The sequence below is a fragment of the Moraxella catarrhalis genome (genome assembly GCF_001656295.1).
In the GTDB taxonomy this organism is placed as follows: Bacteria; Pseudomonadota; Gammaproteobacteria; order Pseudomonadales; family Moraxellaceae; genus Moraxella; species Moraxella veridica.
This window is the reverse complement of record NZ_LXHE01000007.1, coordinates 1-17,231: the sequence shown is the minus strand read 5'-3', so window position 1 is coordinate 17,231 and position 17,231 is coordinate 1. Positions and strand designations below refer to the sequence as shown.

Annotated in this window: 14 protein-coding genes, 1 tRNA gene and 1 pseudogene; 15 read left to right on the top strand and 1 reads right to left on the bottom strand. The window is 41.3% G+C overall.

Annotated features, from left to right (window positions below):
• Positions 1-100: 100 nt before the first annotated feature.
• From AO382_RS03820 to AO382_RS03795, 6 genes are all read left to right on the top strand, one after another.
• Complete coding sequence (locus AO382_RS03820) at positions 101-1,441, top strand: short-chain fatty acid transporter (protein ID WP_064618347.1); 1,341 nt, start codon at positions 101-103, stop codon at positions 1,439-1,441.
• A gap of 52 nt (positions 1,442-1,493) precedes the next feature.
• Entirely contained in the window at positions 1,494-2,195 is a 702-nt protein-coding gene (locus AO382_RS03815) for a CoA transferase subunit A (RefSeq protein WP_064618345.1), read from the top strand.
• Between the two features lie 29 nt (positions 2,196-2,224).
• Positions 2,225-2,854, top strand: coding sequence for a CoA transferase subunit B (locus AO382_RS03810; RefSeq protein WP_064618342.1), 630 nt, complete (start codon positions 2,225-2,227; stop codon positions 2,852-2,854).
• Positions 2,855-2,900: 46 nt separating this feature from the next.
• Positions 2,901-4,082 carry an acetyl-CoA C-acetyltransferase gene (locus tag AO382_RS03805; RefSeq protein ID WP_064618340.1) on the top strand — a complete coding sequence of 394 codons (1,182 nt, stop codon included), beginning with the start codon at positions 2,901-2,903 and terminating at the stop codon, positions 4,080-4,082.
• 117 nt (positions 4,083-4,199) lie between these two features.
• A complete protein-coding gene (thiI, locus tag AO382_RS03800) occupies positions 4,200-5,642 on the top strand; it encodes a tRNA uracil 4-sulfurtransferase ThiI (RefSeq protein WP_064618338.1) in 1,443 nt (480 codons plus the stop codon).
• A gap of 56 nt (positions 5,643-5,698) precedes the next feature.
• Positions 5,699-5,774 (top strand) — tRNA-Gly (locus AO382_RS03795).
• A gap of 271 nt (positions 5,775-6,045) precedes the next feature.
• On the opposite strand, the gene AO382_RS03790 is transcribed toward AO382_RS03795, so the two are convergent.
• Positions 6,046-6,273, bottom strand: coding sequence for a helix-turn-helix domain-containing protein (locus tag AO382_RS03790; protein WP_064618336.1), 228 nt, complete (start codon positions 6,271-6,273; stop codon positions 6,046-6,048).
• Positions 6,274-6,565: 292 nt separating this feature from the next.
• Between AO382_RS03790 and AO382_RS03785 the strand changes: the two genes are divergently transcribed.
• From AO382_RS03785 to AO382_RS03745, 9 genes and pseudogenes are all read left to right on the top strand, one after another.
• Positions 6,566-7,501: an ABC transporter permease gene (locus AO382_RS03785; protein ID WP_064610917.1), complete on the top strand. Its 936-nt coding sequence runs from the start codon at positions 6,566-6,568 to the stop codon at positions 7,499-7,501.
• Positions 7,501-8,475 (top strand): iron chelate uptake ABC transporter family permease subunit, encoded by a 975-nt coding sequence (locus AO382_RS03780; protein WP_064618334.1) that lies wholly within the window; start codon positions 7,501-7,503, stop codon positions 8,473-8,475. The genes AO382_RS03785 and AO382_RS03780 overlap by 1 nt, the downstream gene beginning before the upstream one ends.
• On the top strand, positions 8,472-9,236 hold the full coding sequence (locus tag AO382_RS03775) for an ABC transporter ATP-binding protein (protein WP_064618332.1): 765 nt from the start codon (positions 8,472-8,474) through the stop codon (positions 9,234-9,236). Before AO382_RS03780 ends, AO382_RS03775 begins: the two co-directional genes overlap by 4 nt.
• A 28-nt stretch (positions 9,237-9,264) precedes the next feature.
• Positions 9,265-10,248, top strand: coding sequence for a siderophore ABC transporter substrate-binding protein (locus AO382_RS03770; RefSeq protein WP_064618330.1), 984 nt, complete (start codon positions 9,265-9,267; stop codon positions 10,246-10,248).
• Between the two features lie 123 nt (positions 10,249-10,371).
• Positions 10,372-12,603 carry a TonB-dependent receptor gene (locus AO382_RS03765; protein WP_064618328.1) on the top strand — a complete coding sequence of 744 codons (2,232 nt, stop codon included), beginning with the start codon at positions 10,372-10,374 and terminating at the stop codon, positions 12,601-12,603.
• Between the two features lie 281 nt (positions 12,604-12,884).
• Complete coding sequence (locus tag AO382_RS03755; RefSeq protein ID WP_064618321.1) at positions 12,885-14,525, top strand: ATP-binding cassette domain-containing protein; 1,641 nt, start codon at positions 12,885-12,887, stop codon at positions 14,523-14,525.
• Positions 14,525-16,156 (top strand): ATP-binding cassette domain-containing protein, encoded by a 1,632-nt coding sequence (locus tag AO382_RS03750; RefSeq protein ID WP_064618319.1) that lies wholly within the window; start codon positions 14,525-14,527, stop codon positions 16,154-16,156. Before AO382_RS03755 ends, AO382_RS03750 begins: the two co-directional genes overlap by 1 nt.
• Before the next feature lie 120 nt (positions 16,157-16,276).
• Positions 16,277-16,468: pseudogene (locus tag AO382_RS10430) on the top strand (thioesterase domain-containing protein); the annotation flags it as partial.
• Between the two features lie 60 nt (positions 16,469-16,528).
• Complete coding sequence (locus AO382_RS03745) at positions 16,529-17,230, top strand: IS1 family transposase (RefSeq protein WP_064618146.1); 702 nt, start codon at positions 16,529-16,531, stop codon at positions 17,228-17,230.
• Position 17,231: the final 1 nt, after the last annotated feature.

Genomic DNA, 17,231 nt, shown 5'->3' with positions numbered 1-17,231 from the left:
GTTAGGTTTGAATTTTAGACATCGGCGTTCATTAATTGCCGTTTGGCGAATAAATCCAGGGATTTTCAAAGTTTATTGGCTATTATCAAAGGATCTGATCATGTTTCGCATACTCACTGACCTATCAGTCAAAATGGTGAAAAGCTATCTGCCATCGCCATTTGTCTTTTGCATCATACTTACCTTGGCGGTCTATGTCGCTGCGCTGATTTTTACCAATCAAACCGTATTTGAAGCTGCCAAGTTTTGGGGTGATGGGCTTTGGTCATTGCTCGGATTTTCAATGCAAATGGCGCTGATTTTGGTGACAGGGCATGTGCTTGCCAAGGTGCCTGTGATTGGTCGGCTGCTAGATGGCATCGCTGCCAAAGTCAAAAGTCCCAAGCAAGCGATTATCACAGTGACGGTGGTGGCACTGATGGGCTGCTGGATAAATTGGGGCTTTGGGCTGATTGTTGGCGCGGTGTTTGCCAAATCTTTGGCGCGCCAAGTCAAAGGTGTGGATTATCCGCTGTTGGTGGCGTCCGCCTATTCAGGATTTTTGATTTGGCATGGTGGCTTATCAGGCTCCATTCCGCTGGCATTGGCGACGGAAGGTGCTGACTTGGTCAGACTGTCTGGTGAGACCATCACTGCTGCTATTCCAGTCAGCCAAACACTGTTTTCACCATTGAACCTTGCCATCGTGGCGGGGTTATTTATTGGCTTGCCCATCATTAATATGCTGATGCTGCCAAAAACGCCCATCATCGCAGATCCTGCCAAGCTCCAAGAACCAGCGCCTGAGGTGCCTTTGCGTGATACACCTGCCCAAAAACTTGATGATAATCGGTTCATTGCGCTCATCATCGTGGGCATTGCAGCGGTGTATTTATTTGGACATTTTGCCGCCAATGGATTTAATTTGGCGCTAAATATTGTCATTGGACTGTTTTTGTTTGCAGGGCTATTTGCGCATGGGACGCCTGAGCGCTACAGCCGCGCCATCGAAGACAGTGCCCGCGGCATCGCTGGGATTGTCTTGTTATTCCCATTTTATGGCGGTATCATGGGTTTGATGATGGGGGCAAGCGAGGGCGGCAGCTCGTTGGCAGGGCAGATCAGCAATGCCTTTGTGGCGATATCTAATGAAACCACTTTTCCGATTTTGGCATTTTTGAGTGCAGGATTGGTCAATGTCTTTGTGCCATCAGGTGGCGGACAGTGGGCGGTTCAAGGTCCGATCATGCTACCAGCTGGCGCTGAGCTTGGGGTGTCGCCAGTGACGACAGCGATGGCGATCGCTTGGGGAGATGCTTGGACAAACATGATTCAGCCATTTTGGGCGCTGCCATTGCTTGGCATTGTCGGTCTTGATGCGCGTGCGATCATGGGCTATTGCTTGATGGCGCTGGGTTATTCGGGCATTTTAATTTGTGGATTATTTATTATTTTTGGATAATGTAACTGTTAATTAATTGGGTCAATTCTGGCTTTATTTTAGGGAGCAAATGATGAGTAATAAAGTATATCAAGACGCCACATCAGCGTTGGCAGATATTGTTAAGGATGATCAAACAGTCGCGGTCGGCGGATTTGGCTTATGCGGCATTCCAGAGCAGCTGATTGTGGCACTGCGCGACACAGGCGTCAAGGGCTTGACCTGCATTAGCAATAATGCTGGTGTCGATGATTTTGGGTTGGGATTATTATTACAAACTCGTCAAGTCAAAAAAATGATCGCCTCTTATGTGGGTGAAAATAAAGAGTTTGAGCGACAATTTTTATCAGGCGAGCTGGAGGTTGAGCTGACGCCGCAAGGTACTTTGGCAGAAAAGCTGCGCGCAGGCGGGGCGGGCATTCCTGCGTTTTTTACCAAAACGGGTGTAGGTACACAGGTCGCTGAGGGTAAGGAAGTCAGACAGTTTGATAGCGAAGACTATGTCATGGAGCGCTCACTGGTCGCTGATGTGGCACTGGTCAAGGCATGGAAAGCGGATAAAGCGGGCAATTTGGTATTTCGAAAAACCGCGCGTAACTTCAATCCTGACGTCGCCACTGCAGGCAAAATCACTGTGGTAGAAGTCGAAGAGTTGGTAGAAATCGGTGAGATTGATCCAGACAGCGTACACTTGCCTGGGATTTATGTACATCGCATCATTGTCAATGCCAATCCAGAAAAACGCATCGAGCAGCGCACCACTCGCAGCGCATAATTACAGTATTATCATAAAGGAGAATAGTCATGGCGTGGAATCGTGAACAAATGGCGCAGCGAGCTGCCCAAGAGTTGCAAGATGGTTTTTATGTCAATCTTGGCATTGGGTTGCCAACTTTGGTTGCCAATTATATCCCAGAGGGCGTCAATGTGATGCTACAATCTGAAAATGGCTTGCTTGGCATCGGCGCCTTTCCTACCGAAGATGAAATCGATGTCGATTTGATTAACGCAGGTAAGCAGACCGTCACCGTACAGACTGGCGCAAGTTTTTTTGGCAGCTCGCAGTCGTTTGCGATGATTCGTGGTGGTAAGGTGAACTTGGCAATCCTAGGGGCGATGGAAGTCAGCGAGCAGGGCGATTTGGCAAACTGGATGATCCCTGGTAAGATGGTCAAGGGCATGGGCGGCGCTATGGATTTGGTCGCTGGCGTGCAGCGTGTCATTGTGCTGATGGAGCATACCGCCAAAGATGGCTCATTTAAGATCAAGCAGGCTTGCGATTTACCATTAACTGGTCAAAAGGTGGTGCATCGCATCATCACAGATTTGGCGGTCTTGGATGTCACTGACAGTGGTCTTAAATTGGTTGAGCTGGCAGATGGTGTAAGCTTTGATGAATTACAAAGCAAAACTGGTGTGACGATCGCTCAATGATTGATGAAATTTATATCATAATTTATGGAATGATAAGGGGATAATTATGACAGATTCCGTAGTGATTGTGGCTGCCAAGCGTACGGCAGTGGGGTCTTTTTTGGGGTCGTTATCAAGCTTGCCTGCGCCTAAGCTTGGGGCGGCTGTGATCGGCGATTTATTAGCCGAAACAGGCGTGTCACCTGAGGCGGTGAGCGAAGTGATCATGGGAAATGTGCTCACCACAGGCGTGGGTCAAAACCCAGCACGCCAAGCAGCGATGTTTGCCCAGTTGCCAGTACAAATCCCAGCAACGACAGTGAATGTTGTGTGCGGCTCTGGACTTAAGGCGGTGCAAATGGGCGTGCAGGCGATTTTGTGCGGCGATGCTGATATTGTGATCGCTGGGGGTCAGGAGTCGATGAGCCAAAGCCCACATTTTGTGCATTTAAGAGATGGCATCAAGATGGGTAATGGCTCGCTCACTGACAGCATGATCGCTGATGGCTTGACCGATGTGTATCATGGCTATCACATGGGCATTACCGCTGAAAATATCGCTGAACGGCTACAGATCACTCGTGATGCTCAAGATGAATTTGCGTTGGCATCTCAGCAAAAAGCTGCCGCCGCTCAAGCCGCCGGTAAATTTGACAGTCAAATCACTGCCGTGAGTGTACCACAGCGTAAAGGCGACCCGATTATCGTAGATCAAGATGAGTACATCAAGCCTAATACCACTTTGGAGGGACTTGCTAAGCTGCGCACCGCCTTTAAAAAAGACGGCACGGTGACGGCTGGCAGCGCTTCGGGCATTAATGATGGTGCGGCGGCGGTCATGCTTATGAAACAAAGCCGAGCCAAGGAGCTTGGTTTGCCGATACTTGCCAAGGTCGTCTCGTATGCAGCCACTGGTATTGAGCCTGAAGTTATGGGTCTGGGTCCGGTGTCAGCTGTCCAAAAAACGCTGGATAAAGCTGGCTGGGCGGTTGATGATGTTGACTTATACGAAGCCAATGAAGCCTTTGCTGCACAGGCGCTTGGCGTGTCAAGCCAGCTTAAGCTACCAAACGAGCGCGTCAACGTCAATGGCGGTGCCATCGCCATCGGTCATCCGATTGGCGCTTCAGGCTGCCGTATTTTGGTGACTTTGATTCATGAGATGATCGCAAGTAACAAATCCAAGGGTGTTGCTACTTTATGCGTGGGCGGCGGTATGGGGCTTGCTTTGGCGATTGAACGTGAATAATTAATTGCTTGATTGATAAAATCACGCTCTGCATAGGGTGTGATTTTTTTGTTTTTGTAAATATCATAAATGATAAAAATGGTGTAAAATAGCCGATTTTTATCAGTCAGCATCGTTATGAAATTTATCATCAAGCTTTTTCCTGAAATCATCATGAAAAGCGACTCGGTTCGCAAGCGTTTTGTCAAAATTTTATTTTATAACATCAAATCAGCGCTGCGCCACTTTGATGAAAAAGTGGTGGTGACTCGCCATTGGGACTTTATTGAAGTCAAGACAACTCAAGATAAGCATCTGCAGATTCGTGAGGCGCTTCAGTGCATTTCAGGCATTCATCATTTTTTGGAAGTTGATGAAAAAAAGTACCAAAATCTGCATGATATTTTTGAATATGTCTATTTAGATTATAAAGATAAACTGATCGACAAGTCCTTTTGTGTGCGCGTGAAGCGGCGCGGCAAGACCGAATTTGACTCGATGGAGGCGGCAAGCTATATCGGCGGCGGCTTAAATCAGCGTATAGATAGTGCTTATGTCAAGCTTAAAAATCCTGAGGTTACCGTCGCTATTGAGATTGAAAATGACAAAGTGTTTTTGGTCAAAGGGCGTTTTAAAGGTCTTGGCGGATTTCCGATGGGCACCCAAGAAGATGTCTTGTCGCTGATTTCAGGTGGCTTTGATTCGGGTGTCTCAAGCTATATGTTCATGCGCCGTGGTAGCCGCGTCCATTATTGTTTTTTTAATTTGGGCGGTCAGGCACATGAGTTGGGTGTCAAGCAGATGGCGTATCATCTGTGGTCTCGCTATTCTTTGTCGCACAAGGTGAATTTTGTGACGGTGAATTTTGAGCCCATTGTTGCTGAGATCTTAAAGACTGTTGATGATGGTCAGATGGGCGTCATTTTAAAGCGTATGATGGTAAAAGCTGCCAGTCAGATCGCCCAGCAAATGAAAATCCAAGCACTGGTCACAGGCGAGGCATTGGGTCAGGTAGCGAGCCAAACACTGACCAATCTGCGCTTGATTGATCAAGCGTCATCTGCGCTGATTTTGCGTCCATTAATTACCGAAGATAAAGAAGCCATTGTAAAAACCGCAGAAAAAATTGGCACTGCAAACATTGCCAAGTCAATGCCTGAATACTGCGGTGTCATCTCAAAGTCACCGACTGCTAAAGCTTCCGAATTTAAGATTTTGGAGCAAGAATCACGGTTTGATTTTGAAATTTTAAATCACGCCATCCAAAGTGCGCAGGTTCTTGATATTCGCCGCTTGGATATGAGTGATGCGCCAATCATGCCCAAAGTGGTTGATCATATTCGGTCAGGCGAGGTGGTGCTAGATATTCGCGCGCCTGATGAGGCTTGTGATGCACCGCTCACTGTCGATGCGCCAGTGATTTGTTTGCCATTTTATAAGCTGGGCTTGCAGTTTGCCAAACTTGATAACACCAAAACCTATCTTTTGTATTGCCAACAAGGCGTGATGAGTCGGTTGCAGGCAGGGCAGCTGCTATCTCAAGGGTATGATAATGTCAAAGTGCTCAAATTAAATGCATAAAAAATTCTGAAAATGCTTGACACCTAATAAAATTGCGATATAATATGCCACACAAAGCGGGAATAGCTCAGTTGGTAGAGCACGACCTTGCCAAGGTCGGGGTCGCGAGTTCGAATCTCGTTTCCCGCTCCAAATTCTAAAAAGTCCAAATCAAACGGTTTGGGCTTTTTTGTTGTTTAAAATCAGGGGTTTGTGTGACTGCTTATCTTTATTGTTGTGTGATCACTTTTAATAAGTTGGGCACATGCAAATTTCTGCGTGCCCAAATTGTGCCTAAAATGTGCCCATTGACTCTTTTTCAATAAGTTAAAATATTGGAAAAATTACCCCAACTCAATTTTAAGCAGCAAGCTGCATTATTAAGTCAAAATACGCACCAATTGATTGCAAGCTGAGCTTTGGCCTAATCCTGTTTTGCTTGCGATAAATCTTCAGGCTTGTATTCAAACAAATCCCCAACCTGCACCTCCAAAAAACGGCATAGTTTATCAAGGGTTTCAAAATCAATCCGTGTTGAGTCGTCGTTATATAACTTATGCAACGTCGTCTTGCTTATCCCTGTTGCTCTAACAACATCAGCTACCCGAAGTCTTTTTTCTGCCAAAATCACTGGAAAACGATTAATAATCATAAAATTACCTTTTTTGTGGTAAAAAAGCTTTACTTTGTGATAATTATCATGTTACTCACATAAGGTAAAAACTACCATCTAAATGGTAAAAACTACAACCTTATACAGAGATGCTATCTGTTATGGTACAAATAGCTAATGATAGTTGAACTAAATTACTTAATAAAGGTAATTATTATGACACAAACCATACTTTTTAATGCACCACCAGATATTATTTTTAATAAAAATAATTCTCATTATCATTATTTTATGTTATTATAGTATAATTTTTTATTCAGACCAAAAATTAATGAAAATTAGTTTAGTATTTATATTGTTGTGTATTATCTCTGTATTTGTTGGGGTGCAACAGATAGCTTGGACTTCCCTATTTGATGTATCTAGCCACACTTGGCTGACCTTGACTGCCAGTCGCTTGCCTCGACTTGTCGCTTTAACTTTGACTGGGGTGGGTTTGTCAGTGAGTGGCGTTATCTTACAGCAGATTGTTCACAATAAATTTGTAGAACCTAGTATAACAGGGGGGTTAGATGCCTCAAAACTGGGTATTTTAATAGCATTAACGTTCTTGCCTAGCATCGGTACACTCGGAAAAATGCTCTTTGCGACGTTATTTTGCTTTGTCGCCAGTGTGGTGTTTATTGTTTTTATTAATCGTTTGAAAGTCAAAAATATGGTGCTAGTGCCTGTGATTGGTCTGATGTATGGCGGTATCTTGAGTGCATTTGCTGAGTTTTATGCTTATCAAAATAATATTATCCAAAGTATGCAGAGTTGGTTATTGGGGGATTTTTCTAAAGTTGTCCAAGGGCATTATGAGATGATTTATGTCGTATTGCCGATACTCATTTTGACTTATCTGTATGCACAACGCTTTACCGTGGTGGGTATGGGCGAGGATATGGCGAAAAGCTTGGGCATCAATTATTCATTAACGGTAGGCGTTGGGTTTTTGTTGGTTTCAGTTGTTACAGCCATTACGGTTATTACAGTTGGGGCGATACCTTTTGTTGGTTTGGTGATACCCAATTTGGTGGCTTTGAACTATGGTGAAAATTTAGCAAAAACGCTACCAATCATTGCGTTGAGTGGGGCGTGTTTTTTATTGATTTGCGATATCGTTGGGCGTTTGTTGATTTATCCTTTTGAGGTGCCAATTGCTTTGACGGCAGGTAGTATTGGTGGCGTGTTGTTTTTGATATTGCTGATACGGGGGGTTCGCTAATGCCGATAACTCACCTTTTTTCTGTCAGCTTTGCCAAAAAATTATGGGCATTAATTGGTTGTATTGCGGTATTGGCAGTTATTTTTGTGTTTTATGATTCAGGATTGGATTTCGACTATGTGATTCCTAAGCGTTTGATAAGACTGCTAACGATTGGCTTAGGTAGTGTCTGTTTGGCATTTTCGGCGATTATTTTTCAGACGGTGGTGGGAAATCGTGTTTTAACACCAGCGGTGATGGGCTATGAGTCGGTTTATTTACTGTGGCAGGTATTATTGTTGTTTATGGTAGGGGTACAAGGGATTGCTTTTTTGGGGTTAAATGGCAACTTTATCATTTCTGTGCTATTGATGTTGGGCTACTCTTGGGCATTGTACCAGTACCTTTTACCGTTTTGTAAAAATGACGTTTATGTGCTTTTGTTGGTAGGATTGGTGCTATCTATGGTGATTAGTACCTTTTCTCAATTCATTGAGCTAAAAATGAGTCCTGGTGAGTTTTCGGTGCTACAAAGTCTGACTTACACTTCGTTTAATCGCTCTGAGCTTGAGACATTGGTATATGCCAGCGTTTTAATCGTGGGGGTTTTAGCCCTATTGGCAAAGCGGTTGCCGATTTTGGATGTGATGAGCTTAGGGCGAGAGCAAGCGATATCGCTGGGTGTCAATTACCAACAACAAGTGAGATTTTTTTTGGCGATAGTCGCTGTGTTGGTGGCTGTTTCGACCAGTCTAATCGGTATGACGGCGTTTTTTGGTATTTTTGTTGCCAATATTGCTTATGCTTTATGCAAAGTCAATCGGCATAAATTCACTTTACCTGTAGGAACTGGGATAGCCATGGTGATTTTTATTGTTTCTCAATTTTTGGTAGAGCATATATTTAACTACAAAACCACGGTTAGTATTTTGATTAATTTGTTTGGTGGGAGTTATTTTTTGGTATTTATCCTTCGCAATCGGAGTCAGGTATGATTGAAGTAAACAATTTGACCAAAAAATACCGTGATAATGTAATTTTGGATGCTGTTACCACAACATTTCCGACAGGCAAAATCACGGCGTTAATAGGTCCGAATGGGGCTGGAAAATCGACATTATTAATGATGATAGCCAAACTATTAGAATCCACCAGTGGACAAATAGCTATTGATAACAACAACATCGATGCCATTAAAATTTCTGACTATGCAAAACTCGTCGCCACACTACGCCAGTCTATCGGATTTAATTTACGACTTACTGTGGAAGAATTGGTAAGTTTTGGGCGTTTTCCCTACAGTCAAGGCAAACTTACTGATAACGACCGTCAAGCTGTGTGTCATGCCCTTGATTTTTTGCAATTATCTCACCTTAAAACCACTTATTTAGATGAGCTAAGTGGGGGGCAACGGCAAATGGCTTTTCTTGCGATGACCATTGCCCAACAAACAGACATCATTTTGCTTGATGAACCGCTAAACAACCTAGACATGAATCACGCCGTCAGAATCATGCAAGCCTTGCGACAACTGTGTGATAAGCAACAAAAAACCGTGGTATTAGTCATTCACGATATTAATTTTGCGGTCAATTATTCTGACCATATTGTGGCTATCAAACAAGGAAAAATATTTTTTGAAGGGAGTGTCGAGCAAGTTTTGACCGAAACGAATTTGGAAAATTTGTACGACCTAAAGTTTGAGATTATTCGTCACCAAAACAGTCTGTTATGCAACTATTTTAAACTTACTTAAACTATTTTAACCATGGAGACAACGCTTTATGAAACTTTTAAATACACTCGCTCTATTATCGATTACGGCAACCTGTGTCATCACAACAGGTTGTGAAAAGAAACCAGACAACCCCACACCAAAAAATAATTCATCAGTATCTCAAGAGACCACACATTATCATAGCGTTACCATCAAACATCAGCTAGGCACAACCGTCATCAATACTTTGCCAAAACAAATCGCTGCGTTGGATATGAATGAAGTAGATTTTGTAGACCAGTTAAATATCCCTATCGCAGGTATGGTGAAAGATTTTGTACCGCATTTCTTAGAAAAATATAAAAACAATAACGACATAGCAGACTTGGGTTCTATTGTTCAACCCAATATCGAAAAAGTACACACTCTAAAACCTGACTTGATTCTCATGACACCGTTACACAGTAAAAGCTACCCAGAACTCACCAAGATAGCCCCCACCTTGCATTATGATATTGATTATAAAAGCGGTAATGGGCAGATAAATACCATCAAAAACCATTTACTAGATTTGGGTAAAATTTTTGACAAACAAGCCTTAGCTCAGCAAAAAGTAAGTGAAATTGACACAAAACTCCAGCAAGTCAAGCAAATCACAGCTAATCGTCCTGAAAAAGCCTTGGTCATTATGCACAACAATGGTTCTTTCAGCAATTTTGGCACAAACTCTCGTTATGGCTTTGTATTTAATGAACTGGGTGTCAAACCAGCTAGCACGACTACGCAAATAAACCTGCACGGTGAGCCTATTTCGAGCGAATTTATCAATCAAACTGACCCTGATATTTTGTATATCATAGACCGCACCGCCGTTATGGAACATCGCCCTTTAATTAATGCTGATAGCGTAAGCAACCCACTACTCACACAAACCAAAGCTTGGAAAAATGGGCGTGTGGTATTTGTCGATGCAGACGCTTGGTACACAACGGCTGCTAGCCCCACTTCTGTCAAGATAATGATGGATGATGTGTTAAGAGGATACAAATAAACAAAGGAAACAGCATAATCCCCACAACTTTTACAAAATTTGTAAAAAACTGTTGAATTGCTGTAAAAATAAAGTATAATTAATAATGATTATCATTTTCAATATATATTGGAGTATAAATATATGCTACATTTTCAACACCATGTTCTTACGATGAGACATCTTAAGCTAAATAAACTATTTATCGCACAACGTGCCGTCTGTTTGGGAGTTTTGACCGTTAGCGGCTTATCAGCAATGAATAGCCAAGCTGCTGAAGTTACAGCTTCATCGGATAACTCAAATCTACCAACAGTCACACTGCCAACAATTACAGTTACATCAACACATCCGACCTATCAAGGGGGACAGATAGCCACCGCTAATGAGATTGGTTTTTTAGGCAGTAAAAGTGTTAAAGATACCCCTTTTAATGTGGTTGGTTATAAAGACAAGTACGTTGCTGATATCCAAGCAAAAGATATCAGTGATGTCATTAATAAAACAGACCCCAGTGTCTTTAGTAACAATGATAAAGGGTCATGGAGTGAAAACTACTATATTCGGGGATTTGCCAGCGAACCTGGTGACATGACTGTTAATGGGTTGATTGGTATTTCACCCTTCTATCGAACCGCACCTGAAATGTATGAAGGTGTACAAGTCTTAAAAGGACCGTCTGCCTTGCTTAATGGTATGCCACCCAAAGGCTCAGTCGGTGGCATGATTAATCTAACCCCTAAACGTGCAAAAAGTAAACCACTCAATCGCTTGACAGTAGATTATACCAACAGTGCGAATATAGGCGGACACGTTGATATTGCTCGTCGCTTTGGAGAAAAAAACCAGTTTGGTGCACGTTTTAATGGCGTATATCGTGATGGTGAAGGTGCTATCGATAATCAAAAACATCAAACTAAATTAGCCGCTCTAGGATTGGACGGCCAATTTAGTCGAGGCAGCATCTCGGCAGATATCTATACGTCCCAAGACCACATTGATGGTGTGGCAAGGGGTATCAGCTTGAGAAGTAACTTAAAAGCCATTCCTAAATCACCTGCATCTGACAAACTTATCACACCCGATTGGTCTCATGTCACCAATAAAGACAAAGGCATAATGCTCAATGGTGATTATCAATTAACGAATAATTTAACTGGCTATGCCAAATACGGCACAAGCAGAACTGATTACGAATATAATGGTGCAGCAGCTGGCACTATTTTGGATAATAAGGGTAACTTTACCACCAGTATGGGACAGCTTGCTTTTGATATCGATAAAAAATCAGCCGAAGCGGGCATTAAGGGTAGTTTTATTACAGGGGATATCCGTCATCAGTGGGTCTTAAATACCACCTATTATAATCATGACCAAAATGAATACGGTCTAATTCCTCGCCCTAACTGGACGGCTGACCAGCTCAAAAATTGGCAAGTCACCACCAATCTTTATCACCCAAATTGGGGAGAGCCTTTGGCAATGAGCAGTTCATTGCCACAATTTTTGCATCGAGACCTAACATTAACAAGCTACGGTGTGGCTGATACTATGGCTATGCTTGATGGTAAGGTTGAGCTAACCTTGGGCGTTCGCCATCAACAAGTCAAAGATGAGTCAAGCAGTTTTGGCAAAAAAACGGTTTATGACAAAGGTGCAACAACGCCAGCTGCTGCGATTGTGTATAAAGCCAATGATAATCTGTCTTTATATGCCAACTATATGGAAGGCTTAACCCAAGGCGGTGCTGCCCCTGCTACTGCGGTAAATGCAGGTACAGTATTTGCCCCACAAAAAACCAAACAAAAAGAAGTGGGTTTAAAATTTGATACTTATGGTATTACTAACACCTTGAGTGCGTTTGAAATTGAAAAACCTAACAGTTACACCGACCCAACCACTAAAATTTATTCATCAGATGGACAACAACGCAATCGTGGTATTGAATGGAGTTTTGTAGGCTCACCCCTACAAGACATACGCTTAATGGGTGGTCTCTCTTATCTCAAACCTGAACTTAGCCGTACAGCAGGTGGGATTAATCAAGGCAATATTGCGGTAGGCGTACCCAAAAAACAAGCCAAACTTGGCGTTGAGTGGGACACACCTATGGCTGAAGGTTTAACATTAACAGCGAATGCCTCTCACGCCTCAAAACAATATATCAATACTGATAATAGCTTAGCGATTCCAAGCCGCACCATTTTTGATATCGGTGGTCGATATAAAACCAAAATTGGTAACTATCCCGTCACCTTGAATGGTGTAGTAGAAAATGTTGCTGATAAAAAATACTGGGGCGTTGGACAAATGGATAGCTTTCTGACAGTTGGAGCACCAAGAACCTTTAAGCTTTCGGCTTCGATTGATTTTTAGGTCAAACTAGGGTGATAAAAAAACGAATTATAGACTATGTTAATTGATTTAGTTAAGTTTTTTAGACTCTTCCATTTACAGAAAAACAGGGGCATTACATCTGTGGTAATCCCCTGCCCATCCAAAAATATTTGGCAAAAACATAATTTAGCTGTATCTGGTAATCAAGCACATTTAATTATGTTGCCTCATCACAAAGACACTCACCAAATTGATAGCGTAATTATGGATATTGTTAATGATTTACAAAACCAATCCTCTTTCGACTGTGATAGCGACCTATGAAAGCTAACAACTTATATGAAATTTTAATGAATCCGAAAATTAAGCCTATTTTATATCCATTAAGAATAAAATTATTTTTGAGTGTTTTATTTGCTTGCATTAGTGGCGTGGCTATGGTACTAGGATTCTGGAGCATTGTTAAGCTGATAGCTAATAAGCATCTTTATTGGTTAATAGTTAGTGTGGTATTGTGGTTTATAGGGGCAGTATCTACAGGATTGGTATCTTATATTTCCCATTCTGCTGAGGCAACTTTCTCAATTACGATGCGTCAACTTATCATTGAACACATGGTAAGACTGCCTGCAAGTAGGTTAGCTATTCAAGACAATAATGACTTAAAAAAGTTAATTAAAGAAGACATTGATAGTTTACATCATCTATTGGCACATTTGCCAAATGAATTGGTAGCATTTTTTATCGTACCAATATTGTCAATTTCCTTGTTACTAACAATGGTTGGATGGCAATCTTTATGGGTTTTATTACCAGCGATTCTTGCATCATTATATTACCTTGTTATTGTGCCCAGAGTAACAGCCCGTGATGGTACAGCTCGAATGCAAGTCATGGGAGATATTATCACGGCGGTGGATGACTACACACGAGGTATTCGTGTCCATCGAATATTTAATGGTTGGCAAGGTCAATCATTTGCATTAAAAAACTATGACCATGCAACGATGACATTTAGTCAAAATATGGTCATGTGGGTGAGTAAAGTCGCAACCATGGCTGGGCTAGCGGTATCTTTGTTACAAGCTATAGCAACTTTCGCCATTGCCTATGTGGTTGCTTACGACTACGACACTTCAACTTTGGCAGCAACCTTGTTTTTTAGCTTGGCATTTGTCACTCCTGCACTTAAGTTAGGTCATGGCTTAGACTATGTTGCTACTGCAAAAAATTCTGCTCAGCGATTAATTCATTTCTTAAATCAACCAATTTTAGATATGGGTAAAGAATCTGTTATTGGTGACTTATCAAAGGCTTGCAAGGTTCATATTGTTCAGGGTCAATTAATCTTTCAAGACAGAATATTATTTGAAAATCTTAGTTACCAATTCGTACCTAGAACTATGACTGCCATTACTGCACCAAGTGGTACAGGTAAAACCATGCTATTACAAGTACTAGCAGGGTTTGAACCTCTAACTAAGGGAACGGTCTATATTAATGACTATCCACTTTTGACAATAGATAGCCAAAGTCGTCAAGAAGCTATTTTGTTTATTCCTCAAGGTGGCGATATCATACCTTTAACGGTTAAGGATAATTTAAAAATGGTTAATGATTCAGTGACAGATGACATGCTTACCTTGGCTCTAAATAGAGTTAGACTTGACGTTCAATTAGATAGTCCAGTTCACCTATTATCAGGCGGTGAACGTCAACGTCTATGTGTTGCCAAAACATTTCTTTCAAATGCCCATATTATTTTGCTAGATGAACCAACTAGTGCATTAGATGCTGATAATGCTCACCAATTGATGAATGAATTACGTACTCATATTATCACCAACAACAAAACTTTAATCGTAGTAACACATGATAAAACAATTATAGCTAGTGCAGATAACCACATAAATTTAGGTGGTTATACGCCTATCAAGCAAAATAAAAAGGTTATCTGTTAATGTTTAGCTCTATACACAAATTTTTTCGATATATCGTTATTTCTTTGCCACCACTTGCTCATAAGCGATTATTAGTTGTTAGTATTGGATGGCTGTTGGTCGCTTTAGCAGAAGCAATTGCTTATACGGTATTGTCATTTTCAATCTTGAATAATTTATCACCTTTTAATGTGCTTGTGTCTGCTACTATAGCCGTATTACTTACTGTTTTAGTGAGTCGGCAGGGTTACTTGACAGGTGTTAGGCTCGCAGGTGATTTATATCAAGGCTTGGGAACAGCATTAGCTTCTGCCAAACTATCATGGCTTAATCAAGCCAACCGCACTAAAGTTGCAAGTATGGCAGGAAAAAGTATCCCTCAATTTATGAGCATTCCCGCCCATCAGTTACAAATGTTTATTCATTCACCAAGTTTAGCGTTGTTTTTGATCGTAAGTTTAGGGTGGTTGACAGAAAAAACAGTTGCAATTTGGGCATTTGGTCTGCTTTTTTTCTCATTTGCTCTACAATGGTATGGTCAGTTTCTTTTATTAAGGGTAGATAAAAATCGGAATCAACTTGAATTGCTTACTAATCAATCAATACTTAATTTCGTAGAACACATTGAGTTGCTACGAACATCTAAAGGCATAGATGGAGCTGTGCAACCATTGAAAAATGAATGGCTACGTCAAAGTGATAGTTTTAGCCGTATTAATTCAATAGCAGCTCTAGCAACAGGTATTTCATTATTTGCTAGTGTACTCCCGACTGCAGGTTTAATTGGTTATTTATGGTTTGCAGGTGTCAGAATAGAGACGCAAATCTTAGCTATAATCGTGCTTATTACAAGGGCGGCAGCTCCCCTTGAACAATTGGCTACCGCTACTTTCAGTATTAATGACATAAAACATTTATTCTCAGAATATAGCCAATTATATTATATACCGTCATTGAATGAACCTGATAATACAGTTGTATCGCACACTTTAAGTACCTATCAAACACTTGAAGATAGAAAGAAATTTGAAATTACCATCCATCAAGTAAACCACTCACCAATCCTAAGCAATATCAATCTTATTATCCCCTACCAAACCCATCTCCAAATTACAGGTAAAAGTGGCAGTGGTAAAAGCACTTTACTTGAATTAATACTACGTTTTGATGATCCAAAAGAAGGATATATTTGTTTGGGTGGTATTCGATTATCAGAATTTCCCTATGATGAACTTGTCAAACATATTGCTTACGTGCCACAAGAACCTATTATTTTTACAGGTACATTGGCTGAAAATATTCGTATTGGAAAGCCACAGGCCACAGATGAAGAAATTGAGAATGTTGCAAAGCAAGTAGCTTTGACAGACCTGATTCAACGTTCTTCTGACGGTATCTATTACCATGTAGGTAGGCAGGGAACAGCGTTATCTGGTGGCGAACGTCAAAGGGTAGCACTAGCAAGAGCTATAATAAAGAATGCCCCTATTTTAATTATAGATGAAGGGACTTCAGCCCTTGATGAAGGCACAGAAGTTGAGGTAGTAAAAAACATAAATAAACTTAATTCCACAGTTATTTTTGTTACCCATCGCCTATCAGATATTTGGAAGACTGATAAAATTTATGACCTAAGTAATAGGACAATTTGAAACCGTTCCTGGTGATCTTGTCGAACCATAATGGTTTTCCTACCCTTCGACAGACTCAGAACGAGCGGAAAACCTTAAATAATTTTCATTTACTTATCTTAACTATTTTGAGGTATAGCTTTGCAACATACACAATGTAACTTGTTTTGTTTGCCACCTGCAGGTAGTAGTGCCAGTATCTACGCTAATTGGAAAAAAACAATAGATTCTAGAATTAATGTAGTGCCTATTGACTATCCTGGTCATGGCTCGAAAATGAATGAGCCTTTATTAAAAGACTCCAATTATTTGGCAAACAAAATTTCAAAATATGGTAGTGCTTTAAAAAGTATGCTGTAAAAAAACAGGCTGAGAAATTGATAAAATAGTGAAATGCAAATCACACTATACATCAACTGCCCAGCCTGTTTAGGGGACAGTATAAAGAAAAACGGTAAAAAAAGCTATGGTAAGCAGAACTACCAATGCAAAGACTGCAGGCGGCAATTTATTGGCGACCATGCGTTAAGTTATCTTGGATGTCACTCTCAAAAAGAAAGCAAAATACGCCAACTCATGGTACGAGGTAGTGGCATAAGAGACATCGCTTGCGTTGAAAGGATTAGCCAAGGTAAAGTATTAGCTACTTTGGAAAAATGCAACTACCGACTGATACCAAAGCAAAGTCACTATGACCAACTAGAAGTAGACGAGCTATGGATGTTCGTAGGTAAAAAGAGCAACAAACAATGGCTCATCTATGCTTACCACCGTCAAACAGGCGAAATTGTTGCCTATGTATGGGGAAAGCGAGACCTTAAAACGGTTAAACGATTAAGCGCAAAACCTCAAGCCTTGGGTGTAACTTGTGCTGTTATTGCCAGTGATAATTGGGATAGCTTCGTCACTGGCTTTAAAGGCTTTACTCAAAGAATTGGTAAATTTTTCACCGTGGGCATCGAAGGAAATAATTGCCGTATTCGGCATAGGATAAAACGAGCAGTTAGGCGAAGTTGTAACTTTTCCAAAAAACTCGAGAATCACTTTAAAGCCTTTGATTTAGTGTTCTTTTATATTAATAACGGGTATGTCTGAT